We start from the raw sequence: 22346 nt of genomic DNA, 5'->3' as shown, positions 1-22346 counted from the left end.
GCGGTACCGGCTTAAGCGCCCGCGCCCGGCAGGGCCCTAACGAATTCCTCAATCGTGCCGAAGACGCCCGCTTGGAGCTCTTGCGAGGCCCGCCAGTCATCCGGGATCTGGAGGGAGTGGTCCGCGCCGGGAACTTCAACAAATGTCCCCGCCGACTCCGACTTCCGGCCGCCATCCCAGAGTTTGTCCTCGGACCCGCCGATGAAGAGGTCGGCTTTGTCCGTATGACCGATCGTCTCCCTGACCGTCATGTCAGTCAGCAGCGGCGTGAGCCAGATACCCGCCGTTTGTGTTTCCTCGGCCCAGGGGATCGCCAAGGTCCCGAACGACTTCGCAACAACCAGGCGTTGATGTGCCGAGGGCGCGGCGGCAAAGGCATGCTCTGCCGCCCGCGCTGCAAAAGCATGTGGATCGGAACCAGGCTCGTCATCGGGAGTCCATCTGACCGCTTGGACGTGCCAACCCATCGCCGCAAGCAATTCACCAACCCAGAAGAGGACGGGACCGTGGACCGGGTAGCCCGATCCCGGAAGGAGGACGGCCACCGAAGTCTCCGCGGAATTGGTGGTGGTGGCGTTGGACCAGGTGAAGGACTCCATGGCCCCATGCTAGCCACCAGCCGCCTGGGCCTCGCACGCGCCCCACACCTTGCGGAATACTGGACGCAGAATCACGGTTTCCGGCAGGCCAGGGCTGCCGTGTGAGGAGGTGGCGAGCACAGTGAATCCCGAGAACAATGCCTTCAGGCGGAAGCTCGAGCGCGGCGCGGAACTGAGGGCGGTGCGTGGATGGGGCGGCAACGCGGAGGAAGACGCGGAGCTCGAGGCCGCCGACGCCGAGGAACGCGAGAAACGCCGCAAGGTGGATGACGCCGCCCGGGTTGAGTACCTGATCCGGGATGCCATGCAGCAAGGCAAATTCGACAACCTCAAATACGCCGGAAAACCCATCCCAGGCTTGGGGGAGCACTACGACCCCGACTGGTGGGTCAAGGGCCTCATTCAGCGCGAACAACTGAGCGGGATCGGCCCTCCTGCGATCTTGCTGCGGATCGAGGACTCCGAACTCGACGCCAAGCTGGACCAGCAGTACACCGACAAACAGGTCCGGGACATCCTCGAGGACTTCAACAAACGCGTGATCGAGGCGCGGCGGCAACTCCAAGGTGGCCCACCCGTGGTCACCAAGCTCCGCGACGTGGAGGCCGAGCTGCAACGATGGCGCTCGCGAAGGGCGGCTGAGGCTCCACCTGAGCCCGAACCCGCTCCGGACACCGGGCGAACGTGGTGGCAGCGACTTTGGAACGGCTCTGTCTAACCGACCTCCTTGGGTGGGGCGCACACAACAGCAGCCGACGGCGAAACCCAGGTTCCGCCGTCGGCTGCTGTTTGTTTGTGGTGCCGTCAGGCGAAGCTGTCTTCCTTGGCGTTCGGCCGGGCCTCTTCAGGCTTCCGCTTGATCAGGGCCGACAGGTGCGCCTGCTGCTGGCGGAAATGGCCGTGCGCGGTGAGCCCGAACTCGTAGGCGGACTCGGCGTGCTGGGTGAGGTCCACGCCGGTGACTTCGTGCTCGTGCGCCACCCGGAAACCGATGGTTTTGTGGATGACCCGGCCGATGACCAGCGTGCCGAGCCCGGACAGGACGATGGTGACCAGCACTGCCATGGTCTGGGCAATGAGCTGCTGCGGGCCGCCACCGTAGAGGAGACCGCCGGCCACACCGTCCTGTGGGAAGGCGATGAAGCCCAGCGACAACGTGCCGATGACACCTGCGCCGAAGTGCACGCCTACAACATCGAGGGAGTCGTCAAAGCCGAACTTGTACTTCAGGTCAACGAACACTGCGCAGGCAGCGCCGGCCACCAAACCCAGGCCGAGAGCTGCGAGCGGGGTGATGTTGGCACAGGACGGGGTGATGGCCACGAGGCCGGCCACCACTCCGGACGCCGCGCCCAAGGAAGTGGGGTGACCGTGACGGACCTTCTCCACCACCAGCCAGCTCAGCATGGCCGCCGCCGGGGTGACCAGGGTGTTGACCCAGATGAGGCCTGCCTGCTCCGCCGTTGTTGCGGCGCCGCCGTTGAAACCGAACCATCCGAACCACAGGATTGCTGCGCCGATCATGATGAACGGAACGTTGTGCGGGCGGTGGTTGGGGTCCTTGGCGAAGCCGTGACGCTTTCCCACGATCAAGGCGAGGACGAAAGCGGCGGTTCCGGAGCTCACCTCAACCACTGCGCCACCGGCGAAGTCGATGACCTGGCCGAAGATTTCAGTGAGGGCGCCGCCTGCACTCATCAGGCCACCGCCCCAGATCATGTACGCCAGCGGGCAGTAGACCACGGTGACCCAGATCGGCACGAACAGTGCCCATGCGCCGAACTTGGCGCGGTCGGCGATCGCACCGCTGATCAGGGCAACGGTGATGATGGCGAACGTTGCTGCGAAGCCTGCCTTGATGAGGTCAGGTGAACCCATGAGGTCCTGGAGCCCGAAGTGCGCGAAGGGGTTGCCGAACAGGCCGAGGAACCCGTCGCCGGTGGTCATCGAGTAGCCCCACAGGACCCAGACAACACCCACGATGCCCGCCGAGATGAAGCTCATCATGATCATGTTGAGCGCAGCCTTGGCGCGGGTCATGCCGCCGTAGAACAAGCCGAGGCCCGGGGTCATGAATAGCACCATTGCCGATGACAACATCAGCCAGACGTGTTGCGCAGAGATCTCCACCTGCGTTCCCTTCAAGCTTGTCCGAAACGGGGCCGTTGTTACACGGCCCACACCAACCCCCCGATCAATATTCGGTGAGCTATGTTTCAGGCTCAGAAGAGCTAAGTTGCAGGTAAGTTACAGAAATCCCCGGCTCGTGAAGATCACGTCACTGGCGTGTTTCGGGAATGTTAACGGCGCTTCTCCCTTGGCCCCGCGGGGTAGCCGCCGCGGCGGCTGGAGATGATGATCACCAGCGCGATCGCAGTGGGGATCGCTGCGGCCAGCGGTACCAGTTGGGCACCAACAGCCGTGAGGGCAAAGGCCCCGTACACAGCCCCGACGGCGATACCCAGCTGGATAGTCACCACTGTGAGGCCGTTGGCAGCGTCCTTGTGCTCGCCGCCCGCACGGAGGATCGCCGCTTGGTTGTAGATACCCACTGCGCCGAACGCGATGCCCCACAAAGTCATCAGGCCAAACGCGCCCACCCATGTGCCGCCCAGCGCCGGCAGAAGGGCGAACGCGAGCGTCAAGAGTCCGACGGCGGCAATCACCGAGGCGCGCGGGCGCGAGTCAGCCGTCATGCCGGCGATCCAGATGCCCACCAAGCTGGCGACTCCCACCACGGACAGGGAAAGGCTCGTCGCGGATTCGGGCAACCCGGAGGCAAGGAGGAACGGAGCAACGTAGGTAAACAGCGTGAAGTGAGCCAGCAGCAAGAGCGGCCACGCGATGGCCACAGCGATGACACCCGGCAACTTCATGGCTGCACGCAGCGACGGGGTTTTTTGGCTGGCTTGATCATGGGCGCCAGGAAGGAGCCAGAAAGCCAACACCGCCAGAAGCGCGCCAACGCCGGCGAGCACCATGAATGAAGCCCGCCACGTCATCAGCGACCCCATCAACGTACCGATCGGAGCCCCCACGGCGAGTGCGATGCTGTTGCCGCTGAATACTACGGCCATGGCCTTGCCCACAGAGTGCGCCGGGACGATGCGCGCCACGTACGGGGCCATGCTGGACCACAACATGCCGTGGGCGATGCCGCCCAAGAGCCTGGCTCCAATCGCCCAACCCAAGGTGGGGCTCAGAGCGAGCAGGACATTGCTGAGGGCAAACGCCAGAACGGTAGCAATGAGCAGGGTCTTCCGGGGCACTCTTCCGGCCAGGAACCGGGACAACGGCAGGGCAGTAAAAACGATGATTGCCGCGTACACCGCAGTCAGCGAACCAACGGCTGACTCATCTACTCCGAGATCCCGGCTGATTTGGGGGAGCAAACCTGAGGGCAGCAGCTCCGTGGTCACGGCAGTGAAGCCAGCGGCGGCGAGCACCAAGAGGCCACCCCAGGGGATCTTCTGAGGTTGTTGTGTTTCAGCAACTGACGCCTCGGGCGCTTGCGTACCGACGGCCAAAGGGTCCTGCTTCAAAGACTGCTCCTCAGGGATGAGTCATAGGGGTGCGTAACGGGGGATCTTTATCAGGCTATTGACCCACGCCGGTTTGAGGGAGTCTCTGTCAGACACCCCTTTGCTGCCAACACACTTTGTGGCCCAGCCATTCCTCGCGCAGACTGGGCATGTGAAGCCCTTCCTATTGCTGGCCACCCGCGCCGAAGATGCCGCAGCCGACGACGAGTACCAGGCCTACCTCCGGTACTGCGGGCTCAAGCCGGAAGCACTGGTCCGTGTGCGGCTGGAATCCACTCCGCTGCCGCCCCTGGATCTGTCTGACTACTCTGGCGTGATAGTTGGTGGCAGCCCCTACACCTCCAGCGATCCTGTGGAGGAGAAGAGTGCAGCCCAGATAAGGGTTGAGGCGGAGCTCTCGTCGTTGCTGGACCGGATAGTGGCCCAGGACTTCCCGTTCCTGGGTGCCTGCTACGGCGTGGGGACCTTGGGTGTGCATCAGGGCGCTGTGATCGACCGCCGCTTTGGTGAACCGGTTGGGCCTACTGAGATCAAACTGACCGCGGAGGGGGAGCGCGACCCCATGCTTCGGGGCGTCCCGCACACGTTCGACGCTTTCGTCGGACACAAGGAAGCCTGCAGCGAACTGCCCGAACACGCCGTGTTGCTCGCCGGTTCAGCAGCCTGCCCGGTCCATATGTTCCGGATCAAGAACAACCTCTACGCCACGCAGTTCCACCCCGAACTCGACGCCGACGGTCTCATCACCCGCATCAACATCTACAAGAACTCCGGATACTTTCCCCCGCACACCGCCGATGAACTCATCGAAACGGCGCGCCAGTCGTCCGTGACAGAGCCCATGCGCGTGCTCCGGAACTTCACGGAGCGCTACGCCCGCTAGTTGTGTGTTGTGAGGCCTGCTTTGCGGGGCTTGGCGTTGGTATTGGGTGCAGAGCGGGCCTCGCAACGTGGGATCTACTTCAGCCGGGCCGCGAGATCCTCCCCCACCGCGAAGGCCCGCGTGATCGCTGACCCGAGTGTCGCCCCGCCGCCGGGGTAGTTGTTCCGGAAGACCCCGGCTGAGACGTTGCCTGCTGCATAGAGTCCTGCGATGGGCTGCTGCCGATGGTCCAACACTCGCCCGTTGAAGTCTGTGGCCAACCCGCCCGACGTACCCAGGACCCCTGCACGGATGGGAACGGCGTAGAACGGAGCCTTGAGCAGGGGCGCCAAGCAAGGGTTGGGAGTGTTCCCGGCATCGCCCAGGAAACGATCCTGGGGAGTGGCACCGCGGCCGAACTCCGTGTCCACGCCCAAAGCGGCGTCGGCGTTAAACCGCGCAACAGTGGCGGCGAGCCCGGCCTGATTGATGCCCAATTCCAAGGCCAACAACTCCAAGCCCGGCGCAGACACCATCCACTCAGCGGGCTGGCCTGGCGACGACCCGGCCACCGGGTACTTGGCCTGGTAAGTCGAGTCGAACACCAGCCATGCCGGGTTGTTCTGCTGCCTGCCCGTATGCGGGTTGATGGACGCGAAAACCCGGCTGGCGTCGTGATAGTTGAGGGCTTCGTTGACGAAACGTTTCCCGTCGCTGTTCACGGTGATGGATCCCGGAAGCGTCATTTCCACGTTACCCATGCGGCCTGACCGTTGTCCGTCGTACCGGTGAGCCGCCGTCGATATGACCGGAACGCCCCACACGGCGGACATGTCCTCCACAGCCGCTCCGGCCTTCAGCCCAAGCTCCAGGCCGTCGCCCTCATTGGAAGGTGCGCTGATAGGCGTCACCGGATACGGCAGGAACGCGCTGCGGAGCCGAGGGTTCCACTCGAACCCTCCAGACGCCAGCACGACGGCGGTCGCGGCCACGGGCGCGTCCGCCCCGGTAGCGCCGAGGGTCACCTGCCAGCCGGTCCCTGTTCGCGACAAGTCCTCCACAGGACTGGCCACGACGATGTGCACGCCACGGTCCAAAGCGCTCGCAAGAAGGCTCCCCACGAGTGCCCCGCCCATGGTCCGGATCCCAGTGGACGCGCGGTGCTCCAAAAGTGACGGATCAGCAGCACGGCCATTGAGTTCATCGCGCTCGGTCATGGTGAGCAACGGGAAATAGGACGAGGGCCGGATCAGCTCCGACAGCCCCGGGTATTCCTGGGGATCGAACGCGTTGTTGTCCAGCCCCCGGCCGCCATTCGCAGATCCCTTCCACTCCATGTGGTAGTCCGGGCGGGCGATGGGGACCATGGATACTTTGGTGTTCTGGTTGAGGAACTCCACGGCCCGCGGCGCAGTGGCGACATACCATTCGATCTCCTCAGCCGTCATCACGTGACCGGCTGCCTCCGAAAGGTAAGCGACGCCGTCGGCATGGCTGTCCTGGTACCCGGCGGCCTTGGCGAGGTGATTGTTCGGTGCCCACATCACGCCGCCACCAGCGGCAGTCGTACCGCCGAGCAGGGCGGCCTTTTCGGCGACCAGGACGCTAAGTCCGGCATCGGCCGCGCGGACAGCAGCCACCAGACCGGCCGCGCCGCTGCCCATGACCACGACGTCGTAGCTTGCGTTGAGCTGGCTGGCTGCAGTGAGGATTGGGGTGCTCATGCGACGTTTCCTGCCGGCATCCCGATGAGGATCTTGCCGATTTTCTCGGTGCGTCCCTGCATCAGGTGGTAGGCCTGTTGCAAATCCGCGAAGGCGAAGCGGTGGGTCATGAGGGCCTGGGCCTGTTCGGGGTGCCGGGCCAGCAGGGCAAGGCCGTCCGGGATGAGATTCAGGCTCATCCGGCTTCCCATGATGTCCAGCTCCTTATAGGGGATGTCCTTCATGGAGACGTTGGCCTGGCGGGATGAGATGCCCACTTGGACGATCCTCCCGGCGCTCGCAACAAGCCGGATGGCGTTCTCCAAAGACGAAGGGACACCTGTGGCCTCGATGACCAACTGGGGCCCGTAGCCGTCGGTCATCGTCTCCAGCCGGCAAGCCTGGTGGTCATCCGGGAACTCGCTCCCGGGCGTTACCAGCAGGGTGTCCATGGCGCCGAATTCCACGGCGAGCTCCAGGCGGTGCTGCTCAGTGTCGGCACAAACCACCTTCACTCCGAGCTCGGTCAGATACAGCGTGGCCAGCAGTCCGATGGGCCCGCTTCCCAAGACCAGCGCGGTTTCGTCGGCTTCGGGCCTGCCGCGATTGACGGCCTGCATGGCGATGGATGCGGGTTCTCCCATGGCTGCGATGTCCAGCGGAAGTCCGTCCGGCACCGGGCAGAGCTTGTCGACGGGAACGCTGACCAGTTCGGCGAGAGCGCCGTCCGAGTAGCAACCCAGGCAGCCCACGTTTTGGCAGACGTTATACCGGCCTGTCAGGCATGGGCGGCACTTGCCGCAGTAGATGATGGGATTGACGGCCACGCGGTCGCCAATGGCGAAACCGTAGGTACCTTCCGGCGCAAGGGCCTCCACGATTCCGGAGAACTCGTGGCCTTGGATCAGGGGCAGCTTTGTGGGGTAGTCGTCCTCCCAGATATGGAGGTCGGTGCCGCACAGTGTGACGTTGTGGACCCGGACCAAAGCGTGGCCCGGCTCGAGGGCGGGCTCAGGGGACTCCCGAAATTCGATGGTTTGTTTTGAGACGGTGACGGCGGAGAGCATTCGGGGACCTCAGTTCTGCGCGGCGGGCTGCACAGCGGGTTGTTCGGCAGGCACCGTGGTGTCAGCGCCGAAGAAGATGTTCCATTGGCGTACCGTCCGTTCCTCGATGAGACCGGCCTTGTGGAACGGGTCCTGATCCATGAGGGATTCGACGTCGGCCTTGGAGTCACCGGCGATGATCAGCAGGGCGCCGGGTGCTTCCTCAGGACCGAAGGGGCCGCTTTTCAAGAGCCGGCCGTCCTCGAATTGGGATTTGAGGAACTCCACGTGAACAGGCCGGACCACGTCACGGCCGGCGGAGGTTGAATCGGAATAGGCGTAGGTGACAGCGAAAGTGGCCATGAGGTTGTCCTCTTCATTGAGTAGGTGGGGCTTTCCTCAATGCTGGGCACGCTATTACGTCTTGTCCAATACTTAGTTGGTCTATAACTATGTGCGAAATTCACATAGTGGTTAGTCTGCGGGGGTGGGCAGCACTTCTTCAGCCAGCTGGAGTGCGGACCGGACAGCTGGGGACGTTGCGCCGGGGTTCCACGCAAGCCCGGAAAACAGCAGGACGTCGTCGCCGTCAAGAGGCAGGAAGACGATACCGGCAGGCATGATTCCCTCAATGGATTCGGGCATGAGGCTGATTCCCACACCTCCGGCTACGAGGGAAAGCGCCGTGTAGGGATCGGAGACTTCCTGGCTGATTCTGGGACGGAACCCTGCCGCAGCACAGGCCGCAAAGGTGACCTCCCGGAGGGTGGACCCCTGCGCGGCGGGCATGGTGATGAACGGGTCGCCTGCGAGCTCGGCCATCTCCACCGATGCCTGCCCGGCGAGCGGGTGGTCTGCCGGCAGGGTTACTCCCAGGCGCTCAGTGGCAATGCGGCGGGTGGCCAGGGTGGGTGCGTCGATGGGAAGGCCGATGAATGCCAGGTCCAAAACGCCGTTGCCCAATTGCTGCAGGGCCTCCTGGGTCAGAAGGCCACCGTGCAGTGTCACGTCGAGTTGGGGGTAGCGCTGGCGCAGTGCGCGCGTCAGCGGCGGAAGGGTGGCGTGGTTCAGGGCTCCCGAGAAACCGATGGCAAGCTTGCCATAGACGGTCCCGGTGCCGGCGCTCACTGCCCTCTGCGCGAGGTCCACTTCGTCAAGGATTCTGCGTGCGTGTGGCACCAGGGAATGGCCTGCCGCGGTAAGGGTTACCGATCTGGTGTTTCGCTCAAAGAGCTGTGCACCCAGACTCTTTTCAAGCTTCTTGATGGTCTGGCTTAGTGGGGACTGCGCCATTCGGAGCCGCTCTGCTGCCCGGCCAAAGTGCAACTCCTCAGCCACAGCCAGGAACGCCTCAATCTGCCGCAGTTCCACGTTGCCTCCCAGGTTTTACGAGTCCAGTGCAAGGCTATATTGGGTTTGACGTCCCGGTGGACGGGGATCAATAAGGAGGCATCATGGCAAACTCGGCGTCGGGGGAGTCCGTGATTGAACGCGTCGTGAAAATCATGGATGCCTTCTCCAAAGGGCAGCCCTGGCTTCCCTTGAAGGACATGGTCCGGATCACCGGTATGTCCCGCAGTACGGTGCACCGCCTGGCCATGGATTTGGCAGCCAGCGGACTCTTGGAACGTAATGCAGTGGGAGAGTTCGGCGTTGGCATGAAGATGTGGGAGTTGGCCTCCCGCAGCAACCCCCTGGAAGAATTCCGGCGCCGCGGACTGCCGTTCCTGGAAGGTGTCCACGCCGCTGTCAGGGAACACGTGGCCCTCTCCATTCCAGATGTGGAGACCAACAGTGTGCTCTACCTCGAACGCCTTGACCGGCATGGAACGGTCATGAACCTGGCTCAGGTGGCAGGCCGCCTGGACATCCACACCACGTCATCCGGTATGGCCATGATGGCGCACATGCCCGGCTGGGTTCAGGACCGCTTCCTGGCCGGAAAGCTGGAGAAAACCACGCCTGCCACGGAGACCGATCCCGTCCGCGTCAGGAGCCAGCTTGCCCTCATCCGGGAGCGTGGTTATGCCCGTTTGGTCGGTGTCCTGGTGGAGGAGAACACAGCCTATTCCGTGCCGGTGTTTGGCCAAGGCCAGGCAGTCATAGGTGCGATATCCGTCGTCGTGCCTTCCGTTGACGAAGACGCCGGGCTGATCCTGCCCGTACTGGTGGCCGCAGGCCGCGGCCTGTCCCGGACCATGGGCGCCGAGCGTCGGCCTTATGGCTCCCGTCCCTGGCTGGCCCACGCCGGTTCTTCCTAGCCCGCAGCACGCTCCAGCCGACAGCACGCTCCAGCCCTTCGCACTCCCGTCCCGTTCAACGGGAAGTTTCCCCACGCTATGTGACCGGAGTCCTACAGTCGATCCCAGAGGAACAATCGCCTGTGATCTGGAGCACACATTCAGGAGCCGTTATCAGCGGCCACCGGATGGGCTGCACAACAAAACGGCAGCCGGCGATCCGAGCCTCATCTAATACTTTGCCGGGCAAGGCACCATGGCGGTGCCACTTCCCGCGGCACTCAATGAGGAGACAGTATGGGACACGTGCAGCAGCACTCGCCCTCGGACGTCAACAATGCGGCCTCGCCGCTTGGAACAGAGCCGGTTGAACACGTCAAAATGCCCAAAAAGGCGGCGCTCGCCTCCTTCCTTGGATCCACCCTGGAGTACTACGACTTCTTCATCTACGGCACTGCCGCTGCCCTGATCTTCCCCAAGATTTTCTTCCCCGGCGGCGATCCCGTGGTGGCACTGCTTGGAGCCATGGCCACCTTTGGTGTCGGCTATCTCGCCCGGCCGTTGGGTGGCCTGGTGATGAGCCACTACGGCGATAAGATCGGCCGGAAGCAGGCGCTGATGGTCACGCTGGTCATCATGGGCGTCGCCTCGATCGGCATCGGATTCCTGCCCACCTACGGTCAGATCGGTTACTGGGCAACAGCGTTGTTGCTGGTCGGCCGGCTGGCCCAGGGATTCTCCGCCGGCGCTGAAGCAGCAGGCGCATCAACGCTCACCATGGAGCACTCCCCGGAAGGCAAACGCGCGTTCTTCACGAGTTTCGTGATGACCGGCTACGCCTCCGGGATGGTGCTCTCCACGATCGTCTTCATCCCGCTGGCGGCCCTTCCGGAGGACCAGCTCCTCAGCTGGGGCTGGCGGATACCGTTCTGGTTGTCGGTGGTGGTGTTGGCAGTGGCCTACTGGATCCGGACCCGCCTGGACGAACCTCCCGTCTTCGAAGAGATCGTGGAACACAACAAACCCAAGTCCATCCCCGCCGTCGCAGTTCTGAAGACCCAGTGGCGCGACGTCCTGCGCGTGGGTGTGGTGATGCTTTTCTCCGTTATGCAGACCACGTTCACGGTGTACGCCCTGGCTTACGCCACGGGCCCCGCCGTGGGCATCGACCGCACGCTCATGCTCACCGTCAACGCCGTGACCATCGGCCTCTCCATGGTGACTATCCCCATCTCTGCCATGATCTCGGACCGCATTGGCCGGAAGAAGGTGCTTTTGGTGGGAGCGCTGGGCTGCGCATTAACCACCATCGGCTACTTCTGGGCCATCAGCGAGCAGAACATCGCATTGATTTTCCTCTTCGGATTCCTCAACATGACCGTCTTCTACTCATGCTGGAACGGCGTGTGGACGGTCTTCTTCCCGGAGATGTTCCCCGCAGCTGTCCGCTACTCCGGTATGGCGATCGGCAGCCAGATCGGGCTGATCCTCGCCGGATTCGCACCAGCCATTGCAACGCTCCTGGCACAGCCCGGGCCGAATGGTTGGATGCCGGTAGCCGGCTTCACCATCCTCTGCCTGGCGGCCTCGGCAATCGCGATCATGACGGCCCGGGAGACCTACAACGTCCCGCTTGAGGACCTCGGTAAACCCCGCCAGCCCGTGAGCTGACGGACTGCCATAAACCACGACGCCGGGCGGCACCTCCCGGCCGCCCGGCACCTCCCGGCCGCCCGGCACCGGCCGGCACGGGGTGGTCACGGGGTCGGCACCGCCCGCAGGCCCAAACGCCCTCCATCAGCAACCAAGCAACGACTCTTTGCCCCGAAAGTTGGACAACCCATGAATCCGTCAGCACCGGCAACCCGCATCTTCCGCGTTGGAATCGCGGGTTGCGGCGCCATCTCCCGCAACCACTTGGAAGCCTTCAGCGCCTTGGACAACGTCAAGATTGTCGGCGTCTGCGACGTTGATCCGCACAAGGCAAAGGACACGGCCGAGACGTGGGGAGTCCCGCACGCGGTGACCACCGTGGACGAGCTCCTTGGCCTGGACCTGGACATCGTCTCCGTCTGCACGCCGCATCCCACCCACGAGGAAGTGGTGCTGCACGCTGCAGCGGCCGGCGTCAACGTCCTGTGCGAGAAGCCCATTGCCACTAAACTGGAGTCCGCTGAACGAATGGTGGCAGCTTGCGAGGAAGCCGGCGTCACATTCGGGGTGCTGTTCCAGCGCCGCTTCTGGCCGGCGTCGCAGCAGATCCGTGCGGCGATCGACGACGGCACGCTGGGCCGCGCCATCATGGCCCAGTGCTCGGTGATGCTGCACCGCGCCCCGGAGTACTACAACCGGGACGCATGGCGTGGCACCTGGGAGAACGACGGTGGCGGGGTCCTGATGTCCCAGGCCGTCCACCAGATCGACCTCCTCCAGTGGTACTTGGGAGACGTGGCCGAGGTTTACGGCAAGGTCAACACCTACCGGCACGGCGACAACATAGAGGTAGAGGATTCCGCGACGGCGGTGATCACCTTCACGTCCGGAGCCATGGCCACGCTGGAGGCCTCCACCGCGGTATCGCCCAACCTCGGAATCCAGCTGCGCATCACTGGTGAAACGGGCGCCTCGGCTTCCCTGACGGAATTCCCGGAAGGCAGCGATGGCCGGCTGGACCTGTGGGCGGTCGGTGGGAAGATCGTCGTCGAGCCTGTCCACCCGGAAGGCGTGGAGCCGAACGTCGATCTGTCCATCATCAACGGGCAGCTGATCCCATTCCACAAACTGCAGGTCCAGGACTTCGTCCAAGCGCTGGAAGCCGGGACCGAACCGGCCATCACCGGCAAGGACGCGCTCAAATCCCTCCGGATCCTGCTGGCCGTTTACGAATCCTCCCGCACCGGCCAACCCGTCCGCTTCGCTGCGGTACATCCCGCCCATGCAGCCATTCCCCAGCTTCGGGGCCGCGAGAAGGTGGCAAGCTAACCATGGCTTCTTCACCATCAGCAGCATCGCCCTTCACCCTGGGCCGCAACGGCCGCGCCCCCAAGACACTCCGGAACCGCCTCGCCTCCGCCCCCATGGAACGCAATTACGGCACCACGGACGGCTACATCACCGGGCAATACGTCGACTACCTGGTCACCCGCGCCAAAGCCGGCCTCGGCATGGTCACCACGGAGGCCACCTACGTCCGGGCCGACGGCAAGGGCCGCACCCACCAGCTTGGCCTGCACACGGATGACATGATTCCCGGCCTTCGCCGCCTCACCGATGCCTTGCACGCCGAAGGTGCGCTGGCCGCCGTCGAACTCAATCACGGCGGCCGCACCGCGCAGTCTGCGGTTTCAGGGTTCAAGAACCTCGCGCCGTCGCCGGTCCCATGCCCGACGGCGGGTGGCGAAGTCCCGCGGGAACTCACCGCCGCCGAGTGCTACGAACTCGTGGCTGCCTACGCTGCTGCCGCTCGGCGCGCGGTGGCGGCGGGGTTCGATGTCATCAACCTGCACGGTGCCCACGGCTATCTGATCCACCAGTTCATGTCGCCGATTTCGAACCATCGCACGGACGAGTTCGCAGCGCCGGAGTATTTCATGAACCTGGTCATCGATGCGGTGCGGGCCGCCGTGCCGGAGACCATCGTGGGTATGCGCGTCTCCGTGGTGGAAGGTCCCGAGGACGGCATCAGTGCAGAACAGCAGATAGCCATTGTTGCTAAAGGACACCTGGACAAGCTCGACTTCCTGGACGTTTCCGCGGGCAGCTACGACGCCGGCGAATGGATCGTCCAGTCAGGGGAGTGGAAGCCCGGCGTTTTGGCCGACTACGCAAAGGCTTACCGGCAGTTCGGACTCCCGCTGGGTATGGCCGGACGGCTCAACAGTCCCGAGATCATCGAAGAAGTCCTGTCCGAGGGCATCTGCGACTTCGTCAGCCTGGCCCGCGCCATCCATGCAGACCCCGCGTTCGTGGGCGGAGTGCTCCGCGGCGAGCGCTACCGGCCCTGCATCGCGTGCAACGTGTGCATCGACAACCTTGGCCTGGGCCAAGTCACCTGCACGGTCAACCCTGCCGTTGGGCGCTCACGAGTGCCTGTTCCAACACCAACCGTCCGGTCCGGGTCCAGCGTCCTGGTAGTGGGTGCCGGACCCGCAGGGCTCACGGCCGCCCGCGAACTCGCCGAAGCGGGTGCCCGGGTGACGTTGGTGGACGAGGGCCCGCGGCCCGGTGGGCAGTTCGCCCTCGCCGAGCGCATGAGGTCTACGCCGGACTTCCACCGCTTCGCCGAATGGTCCGGTGAGGAAAACGAACGCCTGGGTGTCCAGGTCCGCTTGGAAACCCATGTTGACACGTCCGACGCCGGCACGCTGGCCCGTGATTTCGGCGCTGACGCTCTGGTCATTGCCACCGGCGGTCTCCGCTCCGCTCCTGGGTTTGTTGGTGCAGACTCGCCTCGCGTTTCCGATATCCGGGATTGGCTCGCCGCCCACCCGGAGGTTCTCGACGGCGGGGTGTCCGATTCGGGTGCCTCGTCCGGTTCGGCTGGCTCGTCCGCCACGCCTGGTTCGGCCGGCTCGGCCGGCTTGTCCGGTACCGCGCCGGAAGCCGTAACCATCTGGGGTGCCGATTCCGTCGCCATGACCGTGGCGGACACCCTTGCTTCCGAAGGGACTGCGGTGCTGATCGTGGGGCCACAGGAAACTCTGGCTCCGGAATCCGGCCGCCGCGCCAAGATCCTTGCCGTTCCGCGCCTTGAAGCTAATCCGAGGGTGCGGACCTTCCTGTCCAGCACCATCGAGGAGTATGACGGTACCCGGGTCCGGATCAAGCGTTCCGGTGTGGAGGACCAGTGGATTGATGCCCCGGGAGAGCTGCTGGTCTCGCGTTCCGTGCTGCCGCTGGACGGTCCGCTGACGCTGGAGCAACGGGAGGCGGAGCTCAGCTTTACCGCATCCGTCCCTGTCGCCGTCGCCGGGACCGTGGTCGACAAAACCCCGGCCATCGTGTCCAACGCGGTCAAGAGCGGGTACGACGCAGCCCAACGCATTGCCGCCGCACTGACCCGTACCCACACGGCGGATGCTGAAATCGCCGGAATGGTGTCAGATCGCCGGAGCTATCCCGCGAACTCGAAGGTTTCCGGCGATCCCACTGCCGCTCTGCGCCGCCGGCTCGGAATCGCCCAGCTATCCCTCGTGGGGACCGCCCCGCCGGACTTGGTGAGCATCGCGGCGGAGGCCGGGTTCGATTTCATCGGAGCCCGGGTCCGTCCCGTGACGCCCACCGAACGGCCGTACAACCTTCAACCCGGCTCGCCAATGCTCAGGAAAACGTTGGAGCGGATGGCGGATACGGGGATCACGGTTGAAGACATTGAGTTTCTGCTCCTGGACGGCACGGGCTTACAGAACGGCCAGGACCAACGCGAAGCCTGGCTACAGATGATGGAGGCCGGCCAAGCCCTGGGTGCTTCCACCCTGACTGTTGCCTGCGCAGATCCGGATCTCGATCGTTTCGGTGACCACCTCGCGCAGATGACCCAGGACGGCATGGCGTACGGCATCATGCCCACTCTTGAACCTATCGCCTACCAAGCGGTCCGCTCCATCCCCCAAGCCGTGAAGTTGGCCAAAAGGGCAGGATGCAAGATCGTCCTGGACGCACTTCACGTCAACCGTTTCGGCGGCACACTGGCCGAACTCGAAGCTTCTTCAGCACTCGTTCCCTTGCTCCAGCTATGCGACGGACCCAATGCCCAGCCGGCAACCAGGGACGGTTTGATCACTGAGTCCCGCTCGGAGCGCGGTGTACCCGGGGAAGGCGAATTCGACCTCCCGGCCATGCTTGCGTCCTTCACTGAGAGCACACCGGTGAGCGTTGAAACCCCCTCCGACGCCAGGGTGGCTGCGATGGGCGAACTTGCCTGGGCCAAGCACTTGAAAGCAGCGGCGAACTCCGTCCTCACGACGCCAGCACTTATATGGAGCACCACATGAACAGCACTACACTCCGTCCCACCTTGGACTGTGACGTCCTTGTTATCGGCTCAGGAGCAGGAGGCCTCTCAGCGGCAGTGACCGCCGCGTACCACGGGCTGAAAGTCATCGTGGTGGAAAAGTCCAGCGTCTGCGGTGGAGCAACGTCCTGGTCCGGTGGCTGGGCGTGGGCACCGGGTAACCCGTTGGCTAAAGCCGAGGGCGTCACCGAGGACAGGGAGACCTTCAGGACCTACCTCCGCGAGGTCCTCGGCGACGACTACCAGGCCGGGAAAGTGGATGCTTTCCTTGAAGCTTCCCCTCACATGGTGGGGTTCTTCCATGAAAAGACGTCGTTGCAGTTTGTTCCCGGCAGCAAGATCAACGACATCTACGGACAACTCCCCGGTGCCGGCACAGGCAACCGCTCGGTGGGACCCAAACCGATCAACGCGCGAACCATTAAACCTGCCCTGCGTGCCAAAATGCGGCATCAGCTCTACGAAACCTCCTTCCTCGGCATGGGCATCATGGCCGGACCGGACCTTGGCAAGTTCCTCTCGGCATCGCAGGGCAACCCCCGCGGCATCTTCCATGCGGGCTGGCGCTTCGGCCTGCACGTCCTGGACCTGCTGATCCACCGCCGCAACATGCAGCTGGTTAACGGCACGGCGCTCACCGGCAGGCTCATGAAGTCCAGTGATGATCTGGGCGTGGACATCCGCGTCTCCTCGCCGGCCACAGCGTTGCTCAGCGATGAAAATGGCAAGGTGACCGGCGCCGTCGTGCGCTCCCCGGAAGGTGAGCTGCAGATCAACGCGAGCCGTGGTGTGGTGCTGGCAACCGGCGGTTTCCCCAACGACGTGCAGCGTCGCAAGGAACTGTTCCCCAAGACGCCAACGGGCCGGGAGCACTGGACGCTCTCCCCACACGAGACCACAGGCGATGGCATCAACCTGGCACAGTCCGTGGGCGCCCGCTTCAAGACTGCCGTGAAGTCCCCGGCCGCGTGGTGCCCGGTGTCGTTGGTGCCCTACCGCAACGGGAAGACCGGGGTGTTCCCGCACATCATGGACCGCGCCAAGCCCGGCAGCATCGGCGTCCGCGCGGATGGGAAGCGGTTCGTGAACGAAGCAAACGGGTACTACGACTACGTCGACGCCCTCCTGGCAGCCACGCCGGAAGGCGAAACCGTGGAATCGTGGCAGATCGCGGACAGCCGCTTCGTGCGTAAGTTCCCGCTGGGAATGGCCAAACCCTTGCCGGTACCCCTGTTCCCGTACCTGCGCTCCGGCTACCTCATCAACGGGCGGACTCTCGAGGAACTGGCGGCAAAGTGCGGCATTGACCCCACGGAGCTGTGCCGGACCGTGGCGAGATTCAACGCGAACGCACGCGCCGGCGTCGACCCCGACTTCGGCCGCGGCGAGACTGCCTTCAACCGCTACGGCGGCGACGCTGCCCACCAGCCAAACCCGGCATTGGGGCCCATCGAGAAGGGGCCGTTCTACGCCGTTCGCGTGGTTCCAGGCAGCTTCGGGACTTTCGCAGGGGTTGATACCGACGGCGCCGGACGCGCGCTCAATGACGACGGCGAGCCAATCGACGGCTTGTACGTCGCCGGCAATGACCAGGCAAACGTCATGGGCGGCCACTATCCCGCGGGTGGCATCAACCTTGGACCCGCCCTGACCTTCGGCTACATCGCGGGCCGCCACCTCGCCGGCGCGGACAGCCATGACGACGACGACACGCACGCGGATGCAGAGATGGCGCTGTAGCGGGTTGTGTTGTGGGGCCCGGTTTGCACACTCAAACAAGGGAGTAGTGCGTAGACCGGGCCTCGCAACGCACGTTATCGTCCTGTCAGGCGCGGAACCGCCGGCACCGTGGTGACTGGTGCAGGGGCTGGCGGGGGAGCGGGCGCCGCGAAGGGACCGCTTGGGTACAGCGCCGTGGCTTCCACCATGTAGTTGGCCCATTGCGGGCCCGCGATCATGTAGCCGTCCAGGGACTTGTAGAACTTGCCGTTGATGGTGACGTTCTGGCCCGCCCGCTGCTGCCCCGCCGTCGTATCCCCAAAGAACGATGCCGTAGCAAGGGTAGTGGTATAGCCCGCAACCCAGGTGGCGCCGTTGTTGTTGGACGTGCCGGTCTTGGCAGCCACTGGAACCTTGGTATGGACCTTGGGCTCGATCCACACCCCGGAACCCATCTTCAACACATCCTGAAGGACCGCGTTCACGCCACGGGCCACGGCCGGTTTCACCGCGTCCCGGCACTCCGGCGCTTGCGCTTCGAACTGCCTGCCTTGGGCATCCCGGATCTCCGTAATGGCGATGGGCGCACAGTAGGTGCCGTCGTTGGCGAAGGTTGCGTAGGCGCTGGCAAGGACAAGCGGAGCCACGCCGATGGAGCCCAGCAGGTTGCCGATCTGGTGCATGTTCACGGGTGCGTTGTCGAGCCCGCTATGCAGGCCAACAGTGTCAACCATCTTCTGGATGCCGCAGAAGTCCAGTTGGGCCGCCGTGGCGAACGTTGCGGTGTTGATGGAGTTGTAGAGGCCGTAGTTGATAGGCATGGAGCGGTAGTAGCCAACATCGTTGTTCTGCAGGTCGTCGTCAGCGCCCAGGTTCTGTGCCTTCTGGGCGCTGCTGTACCCGCCCAAAACCCTGCCGCAGCTGGAACGCCACGGGAAACCGACCGGGTACACCCTGCGGGAAGCATCAACGACAGCAGTTGGGTTCTTGCCTTCGTTGAGCCACTCGGCGTAGATGAACGGCTTCATGGTGGATCCGGGCTGGAAGCCTCCGGCGCCGTTGAGGTCGTAGCCGTTCTCGTCCTTGGCATCCACGTTGAAGTTCAGCTGGGTATCGTATTTTCCTTCTTGTGGGACGAAGACCGTGTTCTGGGCCATCGCCAGGATCTTTCCGGTGCCGGGCTGTACCGTGGTCATCGCGGCGCCCCACTTGTCCGGGTTGTCCCCTGCGGAGGCGTCCACCTGAGCCTGCGCGGCTGCTTGGAGCCTGCTGTCCAGAGTGGTGGTGATGGTGAGCCCGCCCCGGTAGAGCAGCCGTTCACGTTCGTTGACTGTCGACCCGTAAGTCTCGTCATTGAGGATGAGGTGGGAGACGTAATCACAGAAGTAGATGGCAATTGAAGCGCCCGCGCACCCCTGCAAGGAAGGCGTGATGTTCAGTTCTATCGGCGTGGCCACCGCGACTCCGTGGTCCACCGCGGTGATGTTGCCTTGTTGCAGCATCCGGTCCAGTACGAGGTTTCGCCGGTTCAACGCCGCATCGGGGTCAACGGTTGGGTCGTAGATGCTTGGCCCGTTGACCAGCCCGGCAAGGAGCGCGGCCTGCGGCAGGGTCAGGTCCTTTGCGGAGGTGCTGAAGAAGTAACGGGAGGCCGCTTCAATGCCGTAGGCGTCCCGGTTGAAGAAAACAATATTCAGGTACCCCTCAAGGATCTGGTCCTTGCTGAACCGCTTCTCCAGTTCCAGTGCGAGTTTGACCTCGCGCAGCTTATCTCCCATGGTCTTCTGGCCGCTGAGCACCACATCCTCAGGGCGTCCCTCGGACAGACGCGATTCGTTGAGCACGTTGGTGACGTATTGCTGCGTCAGCGTGGAGGCACCTTGCCTGGTTCCCTTGGTCAGGTTGGAGCTCAATGCACGGATGATGCCCTGCGCATCCACGCCGGCGTGATCGTAGAAGCGGTTGTCTTCGATCGCCACAATTGCCTCGCGGATGAACGGAGACATCTCCTCAAGCGGAACCTTTACCCGGTTTTCGGCGTAGAACGTGGCAATGTGTTGGCCGTCCGCTGTGACCACAGTGCTGGAAAGGGACGGAGAATCAACGTTCAGTTGGCTGGGCAGGCTTTCATAGAATCCGATGGACCCGCCCACGGTGGTGCTGGTGAACGCAACAACGGGAACCACCAGCCCGGAGATCAGCACACCGCAGAGGATGCTCACGAAGAAGTACCCGAAGACCCTCAGAAGGACCTTGCCGAGACCTAGCTTTGGACCCTTGTTGTGCGCCATTTTCGTGCCATTCCGTCGGGATGTCAGGCTGAAAAGTAGCTACAGAATACGTCCGGCAACGCGCTTGGGCCATGGCTGGAAGCGCAAATAAGGTCCCAAATCGGACTCAATCCAGCGGCAGTGTGACCCTCACAGTGGTGCCCCGCCCAACGGCAGAGTCGATGTTAACGGTCCCGCCGGCGTCGTGCACTGCGATGGACATCAGGAGCAGTCCGAAACCGTGGCGCCTGCCACTGGGCGCGGCATGGATCTCAAAACCGCTGCCATCGTCCGTGATGGTGAGCTGGATGCCGTGGTAGACGGCGTTGAGGCGGACAGTGAGCTCGCTGGCATTGGCGTAGTTGAGGGTGTTGCTGAAGGTCTCCTGCGCCACATGATAGAGGAGTGCGGCGGCTGACGAAGAGATCTCGATGCCATGATGCGGGGTGTGCCAGTGGACCTTCACGCCGGCGAGGCGGAGTGGTGCCGCGAGCCGGTCGATGCATCCTGCGACCCCCAGCGCGTAGAAATCCACGGGGTGCTGGTCCTGGATGATGCCCTTCACGGATGTCACCTCAGTTAGTGCTGATGCCTGTTCCATCGGTTCCCCCACATCGTTGTGTTTCATACTTGAGATTCGTTGCCGAAACCCCTCGGTATTGGTGCTTCGACTGATTCCAGCGTGGCGCCGCTATATCAAGGAACCTTTTCGATTGGCTCAAGTTCGCATCAAGTTTGTGGGGGACACTTGCAGGATTTAGCGGCGGCCCGGACCCTGCGCCTGGCTGTACTGGCCCGCTGTGACCGTTCCCTGGTCCTCTGCGCCATCGATGGAACCGGTGGTGAGGCCGGCCTTCGCGTCGGCGCTGCCCCCGGTATAAACCGTGTACATTTCGCCATCGGTAATGGCCGACGAGGAGTACACCAGGGAGGCGATGGTCTTGGTGGTCACGAAAGTGGCAACCACGGCACCGGACGAATCAACGATGTGCACCGGAGTGCCGGCGGAGACCGAGGAGTTGAAGGTCAGCTGCACGCCCGACTGCGTGGACGACGTCCCCGGGGTGACTGCCATGCCCGCGCTGCCTGCTGCTGCCACGGTTCCGCCGGTGACCACCAATTCACCGTTCACGTCCAAGGCACCGTTGCCGTCGTTGGTGGGACCGTTCACCACCACGGTGCCGCCGGAGATGGTGGCGTTTCCGTTGGAGTCCAGGCCGTCGCCCTCTGGGTTGATGGTGAGCGTTCCACCGGAGACATCCACGGTGTAATCGCCCACCGTTTCGCCGCCGCCCATGCCCCCACCGCCGGGTCCGCCCATCCCGCCAGCGGCCGCGCCTGCATCGGTACTGGTGGACGAGCCGCCCGAGGCGTTCACGCCGTCGTCGTTCGCCGTGACGGAAACTTCGCCGCCGGTAATGGCGATGTGCTGCGCCTCCAGCCCTTCCTCCGACTCGGCGACGGTGACTGTACCGCCGGAAACGGTCAGCGTGTTAAAGGCTTTCACGCCGTCGTCTCCCGCGTTGACTGTCAACGAGCCGCCGCTGACCAAGAGCCAACCGCGGCCTTCGTCAGTCTCGTTGTCCGCCTTCACGCCGTCGCCACCCGCGGTCACCTGGTAGGCGCCGTCCAGCAGCACCGTGTAGTCCTTGCCCCGGATACCATCGTCCACGGCGTCAACAGTGACCTTGCCGGCGGCCATCACCAGGCCGTCCTTGGACACGATGCCGTCGTTGGACTTCCCGTTGACGGTGAGGGATCCGGTCCCGGCGATGGTCAGGTCGGCCATGGAGTAGAGCGCTGCGTTGGGAGCGTCCTCGCCCTGGTCGGCGTAGGTGGTGGCATCGGTCAACGTGTTGGTGCTCCCGTCTTCGAGGTACACGATGGCTTCGTCCGCGCTCTGCACCACGAATGGTGAGCCTGATGAGTTGCCCAGCTCCACGCCATCCAGAATGATCCGCACGGTATCCGATTCGTCGGCGGCCACCACGATCTGGCCATCGCTGAGCGAGCCGCTCAACCGGTAGGTTCCGGCGGCGTTGATGGTGATGGTGTTGCCGTCCACGGCCACGCCGTTGGAGGACGACGACGTCACTTTGCTGCCGCCGTCGGCCAAGCTGATTGCCACTTCAGCTGCGGCGTCCCAGGTGAGGTCGTCGCTGTCGTAGTGGGTGTCTTCCTCGATGGTGGCTGCGGTGACGGCCTGCTGGGTGGTGGTTGTTCCGCTGTTGCTGGAGGTTGTGCCCGTGGACGTTGAGCTGGTGGTTGCCGTGGAGCAGCCCGCCAGGGAAATGGCCAGGACGACGGCGGCAACGGAAAGGGATGTACGGAAAGAGCGCATGGTGGATTCCT

General features: G+C 63.8%; 17 protein-coding genes. 7 read left to right on the top strand and 10 right to left on the bottom strand.

Features of this window, described 5'->3' with window-relative positions:
* Positions 1 to 11: 11 nt before the first annotated feature.
* Positions 12 to 599, bottom strand: coding sequence for a hypothetical protein (locus N7568_RS21340; RefSeq protein WP_261611759.1), 588 nt, complete (start codon positions 597 to 599; stop codon positions 12 to 14).
* Positions 600 to 720: 121 nt separating this feature from the next.
* On the opposite strand from N7568_RS21340, the gene N7568_RS21335 reads away from it, so the two are divergent.
* On the top strand, positions 721 to 1317 hold the full coding sequence (locus tag N7568_RS21335) for a J-domain-containing protein (protein WP_261611758.1): 597 nt from the start codon (positions 721 to 723) through the stop codon (positions 1315 to 1317).
* Between the two features lie 86 nt (positions 1318 to 1403).
* On the opposite strand, the gene N7568_RS21330 is transcribed toward N7568_RS21335, so the two are convergent.
* A complete protein-coding gene (locus N7568_RS21330) occupies positions 1404 to 2729 on the bottom strand; it encodes an ammonium transporter (RefSeq protein WP_261611757.1) in 1326 nt (441 codons plus the stop codon).
* 170 nt (positions 2730 to 2899) lie between these two features.
* Entirely contained in the window at positions 2900 to 4126 is a 1227-nt protein-coding gene (locus tag N7568_RS21325) for an MFS transporter (protein WP_261611852.1), read from the bottom strand.
* Between the two features lie 166 nt (positions 4127 to 4292).
* Between N7568_RS21325 and N7568_RS21320 the strand changes: the two genes are divergently transcribed.
* Positions 4293 to 5024, top strand: a complete 732-nt coding sequence (locus N7568_RS21320; RefSeq protein WP_261611756.1) for a glutamine amidotransferase — start codon at positions 4293 to 4295, stop codon at positions 5022 to 5024.
* A gap of 74 nt (positions 5025 to 5098) precedes the next feature.
* On the opposite strand, the gene N7568_RS21315 is transcribed toward N7568_RS21320, so the two are convergent.
* The 4 genes from N7568_RS21315 to N7568_RS21300 all read right to left on the bottom strand — a co-directional run bounded on the left by N7568_RS21315 (position 5099) and on the right by N7568_RS21300 (position 9123).
* Positions 5099 to 6727 carry an FAD-dependent oxidoreductase gene (locus N7568_RS21315; RefSeq protein ID WP_261611755.1) on the bottom strand — a complete coding sequence of 543 codons (1629 nt, stop codon included), beginning with the start codon at positions 6725 to 6727 and terminating at the stop codon, positions 5099 to 5101.
* A complete protein-coding gene (locus N7568_RS21310) occupies positions 6724 to 7773 on the bottom strand; it encodes an alcohol dehydrogenase catalytic domain-containing protein (protein WP_261611754.1) in 1050 nt (349 codons plus the stop codon). Before N7568_RS21310 ends, N7568_RS21315 begins: the two co-directional genes overlap by 4 nt.
* A 9-nt stretch (positions 7774 to 7782) precedes the next feature.
* Positions 7783 to 8115 (bottom strand): YciI family protein, encoded by a 333-nt coding sequence (locus tag N7568_RS21305; protein WP_261611753.1) that lies wholly within the window; start codon positions 8113 to 8115, stop codon positions 7783 to 7785.
* Between the two features lie 111 nt (positions 8116 to 8226).
* Positions 8227 to 9123 (bottom strand): LysR family transcriptional regulator, encoded by an 897-nt coding sequence (locus tag N7568_RS21300; RefSeq protein ID WP_261611752.1) that lies wholly within the window; start codon positions 9121 to 9123, stop codon positions 8227 to 8229.
* An 83-nt stretch (positions 9124 to 9206) separates the two neighbouring features.
* Here N7568_RS21300 and N7568_RS21295 point away from each other — a divergent pair, with 83 nt between their 5' ends.
* The 5 genes from N7568_RS21295 to N7568_RS21275 all read left to right on the top strand — a co-directional run bounded on the left by N7568_RS21295 (position 9207) and on the right by N7568_RS21275 (position 17745).
* Complete coding sequence (locus N7568_RS21295) at positions 9207 to 10013, top strand: IclR family transcriptional regulator (protein ID WP_261611751.1); 807 nt, start codon at positions 9207 to 9209, stop codon at positions 10011 to 10013.
* 276 nt (positions 10014 to 10289) lie between these two features.
* Positions 10290 to 11663 (top strand): MFS transporter, encoded by a 1374-nt coding sequence (locus tag N7568_RS21290; protein WP_261611750.1) that lies wholly within the window; start codon positions 10290 to 10292, stop codon positions 11661 to 11663.
* 171 nt (positions 11664 to 11834) lie between these two features.
* The gene (locus N7568_RS21285) at positions 11835 to 12974 is read left to right on the top strand and encodes a Gfo/Idh/MocA family protein (RefSeq protein ID WP_261611749.1); all 1140 of its coding nucleotides are present in this window, start codon (positions 11835 to 11837) and stop codon (positions 12972 to 12974) included.
* 2 nt (positions 12975 to 12976) lie between these two features.
* On the top strand, positions 12977 to 15985 hold the full coding sequence (locus tag N7568_RS21280; RefSeq protein ID WP_261611748.1) for an FAD-dependent oxidoreductase: 3009 nt from the start codon (positions 12977 to 12979) through the stop codon (positions 15983 to 15985).
* Entirely contained in the window at positions 15982 to 17745 is a 1764-nt protein-coding gene (locus tag N7568_RS21275) for an FAD-dependent oxidoreductase (protein WP_261611747.1), read from the top strand. The genes N7568_RS21280 and N7568_RS21275 overlap by 4 nt, the downstream gene beginning before the upstream one ends.
* A gap of 74 nt (positions 17746 to 17819) precedes the next feature.
* Here the strand turns inward: N7568_RS21275 and N7568_RS21270 are convergent, their stop codons facing one another.
* The 3 genes from N7568_RS21270 to N7568_RS21260 all read right to left on the bottom strand — a co-directional run bounded on the left by N7568_RS21270 (position 17820) and on the right by N7568_RS21260 (position 22335).
* Complete coding sequence (locus N7568_RS21270) at positions 17820 to 20015, bottom strand: transglycosylase domain-containing protein (RefSeq protein ID WP_261611746.1); 2196 nt, start codon at positions 20013 to 20015, stop codon at positions 17820 to 17822.
* A 106-nt stretch (positions 20016 to 20121) separates the two neighbouring features.
* Complete coding sequence (locus N7568_RS21265; protein WP_261611745.1) at positions 20122 to 20622, bottom strand: sensor histidine kinase; 501 nt, start codon at positions 20620 to 20622, stop codon at positions 20122 to 20124.
* Positions 20623 to 20751: 129 nt separating this feature from the next.
* Positions 20752 to 22335: a carbohydrate-binding domain-containing protein gene (locus N7568_RS21260; RefSeq protein WP_261611744.1), complete on the bottom strand. Its 1584-nt coding sequence runs from the start codon at positions 22333 to 22335 to the stop codon at positions 20752 to 20754.
* Positions 22336 to 22346 lie beyond the last annotated feature (11 nt).

The sequence above is a fragment of the Paenarthrobacter aurescens genome (assembly GCF_025421775.1).
GTDB lineage: Bacteria > Actinomycetota > Actinomycetes > Actinomycetales > Micrococcaceae > Arthrobacter > Arthrobacter aurescens_B.
The sequence above is the reverse complement of the archived record's forward strand: the minus strand, read 5'-3'. Positions and strand labels throughout refer to the sequence as shown.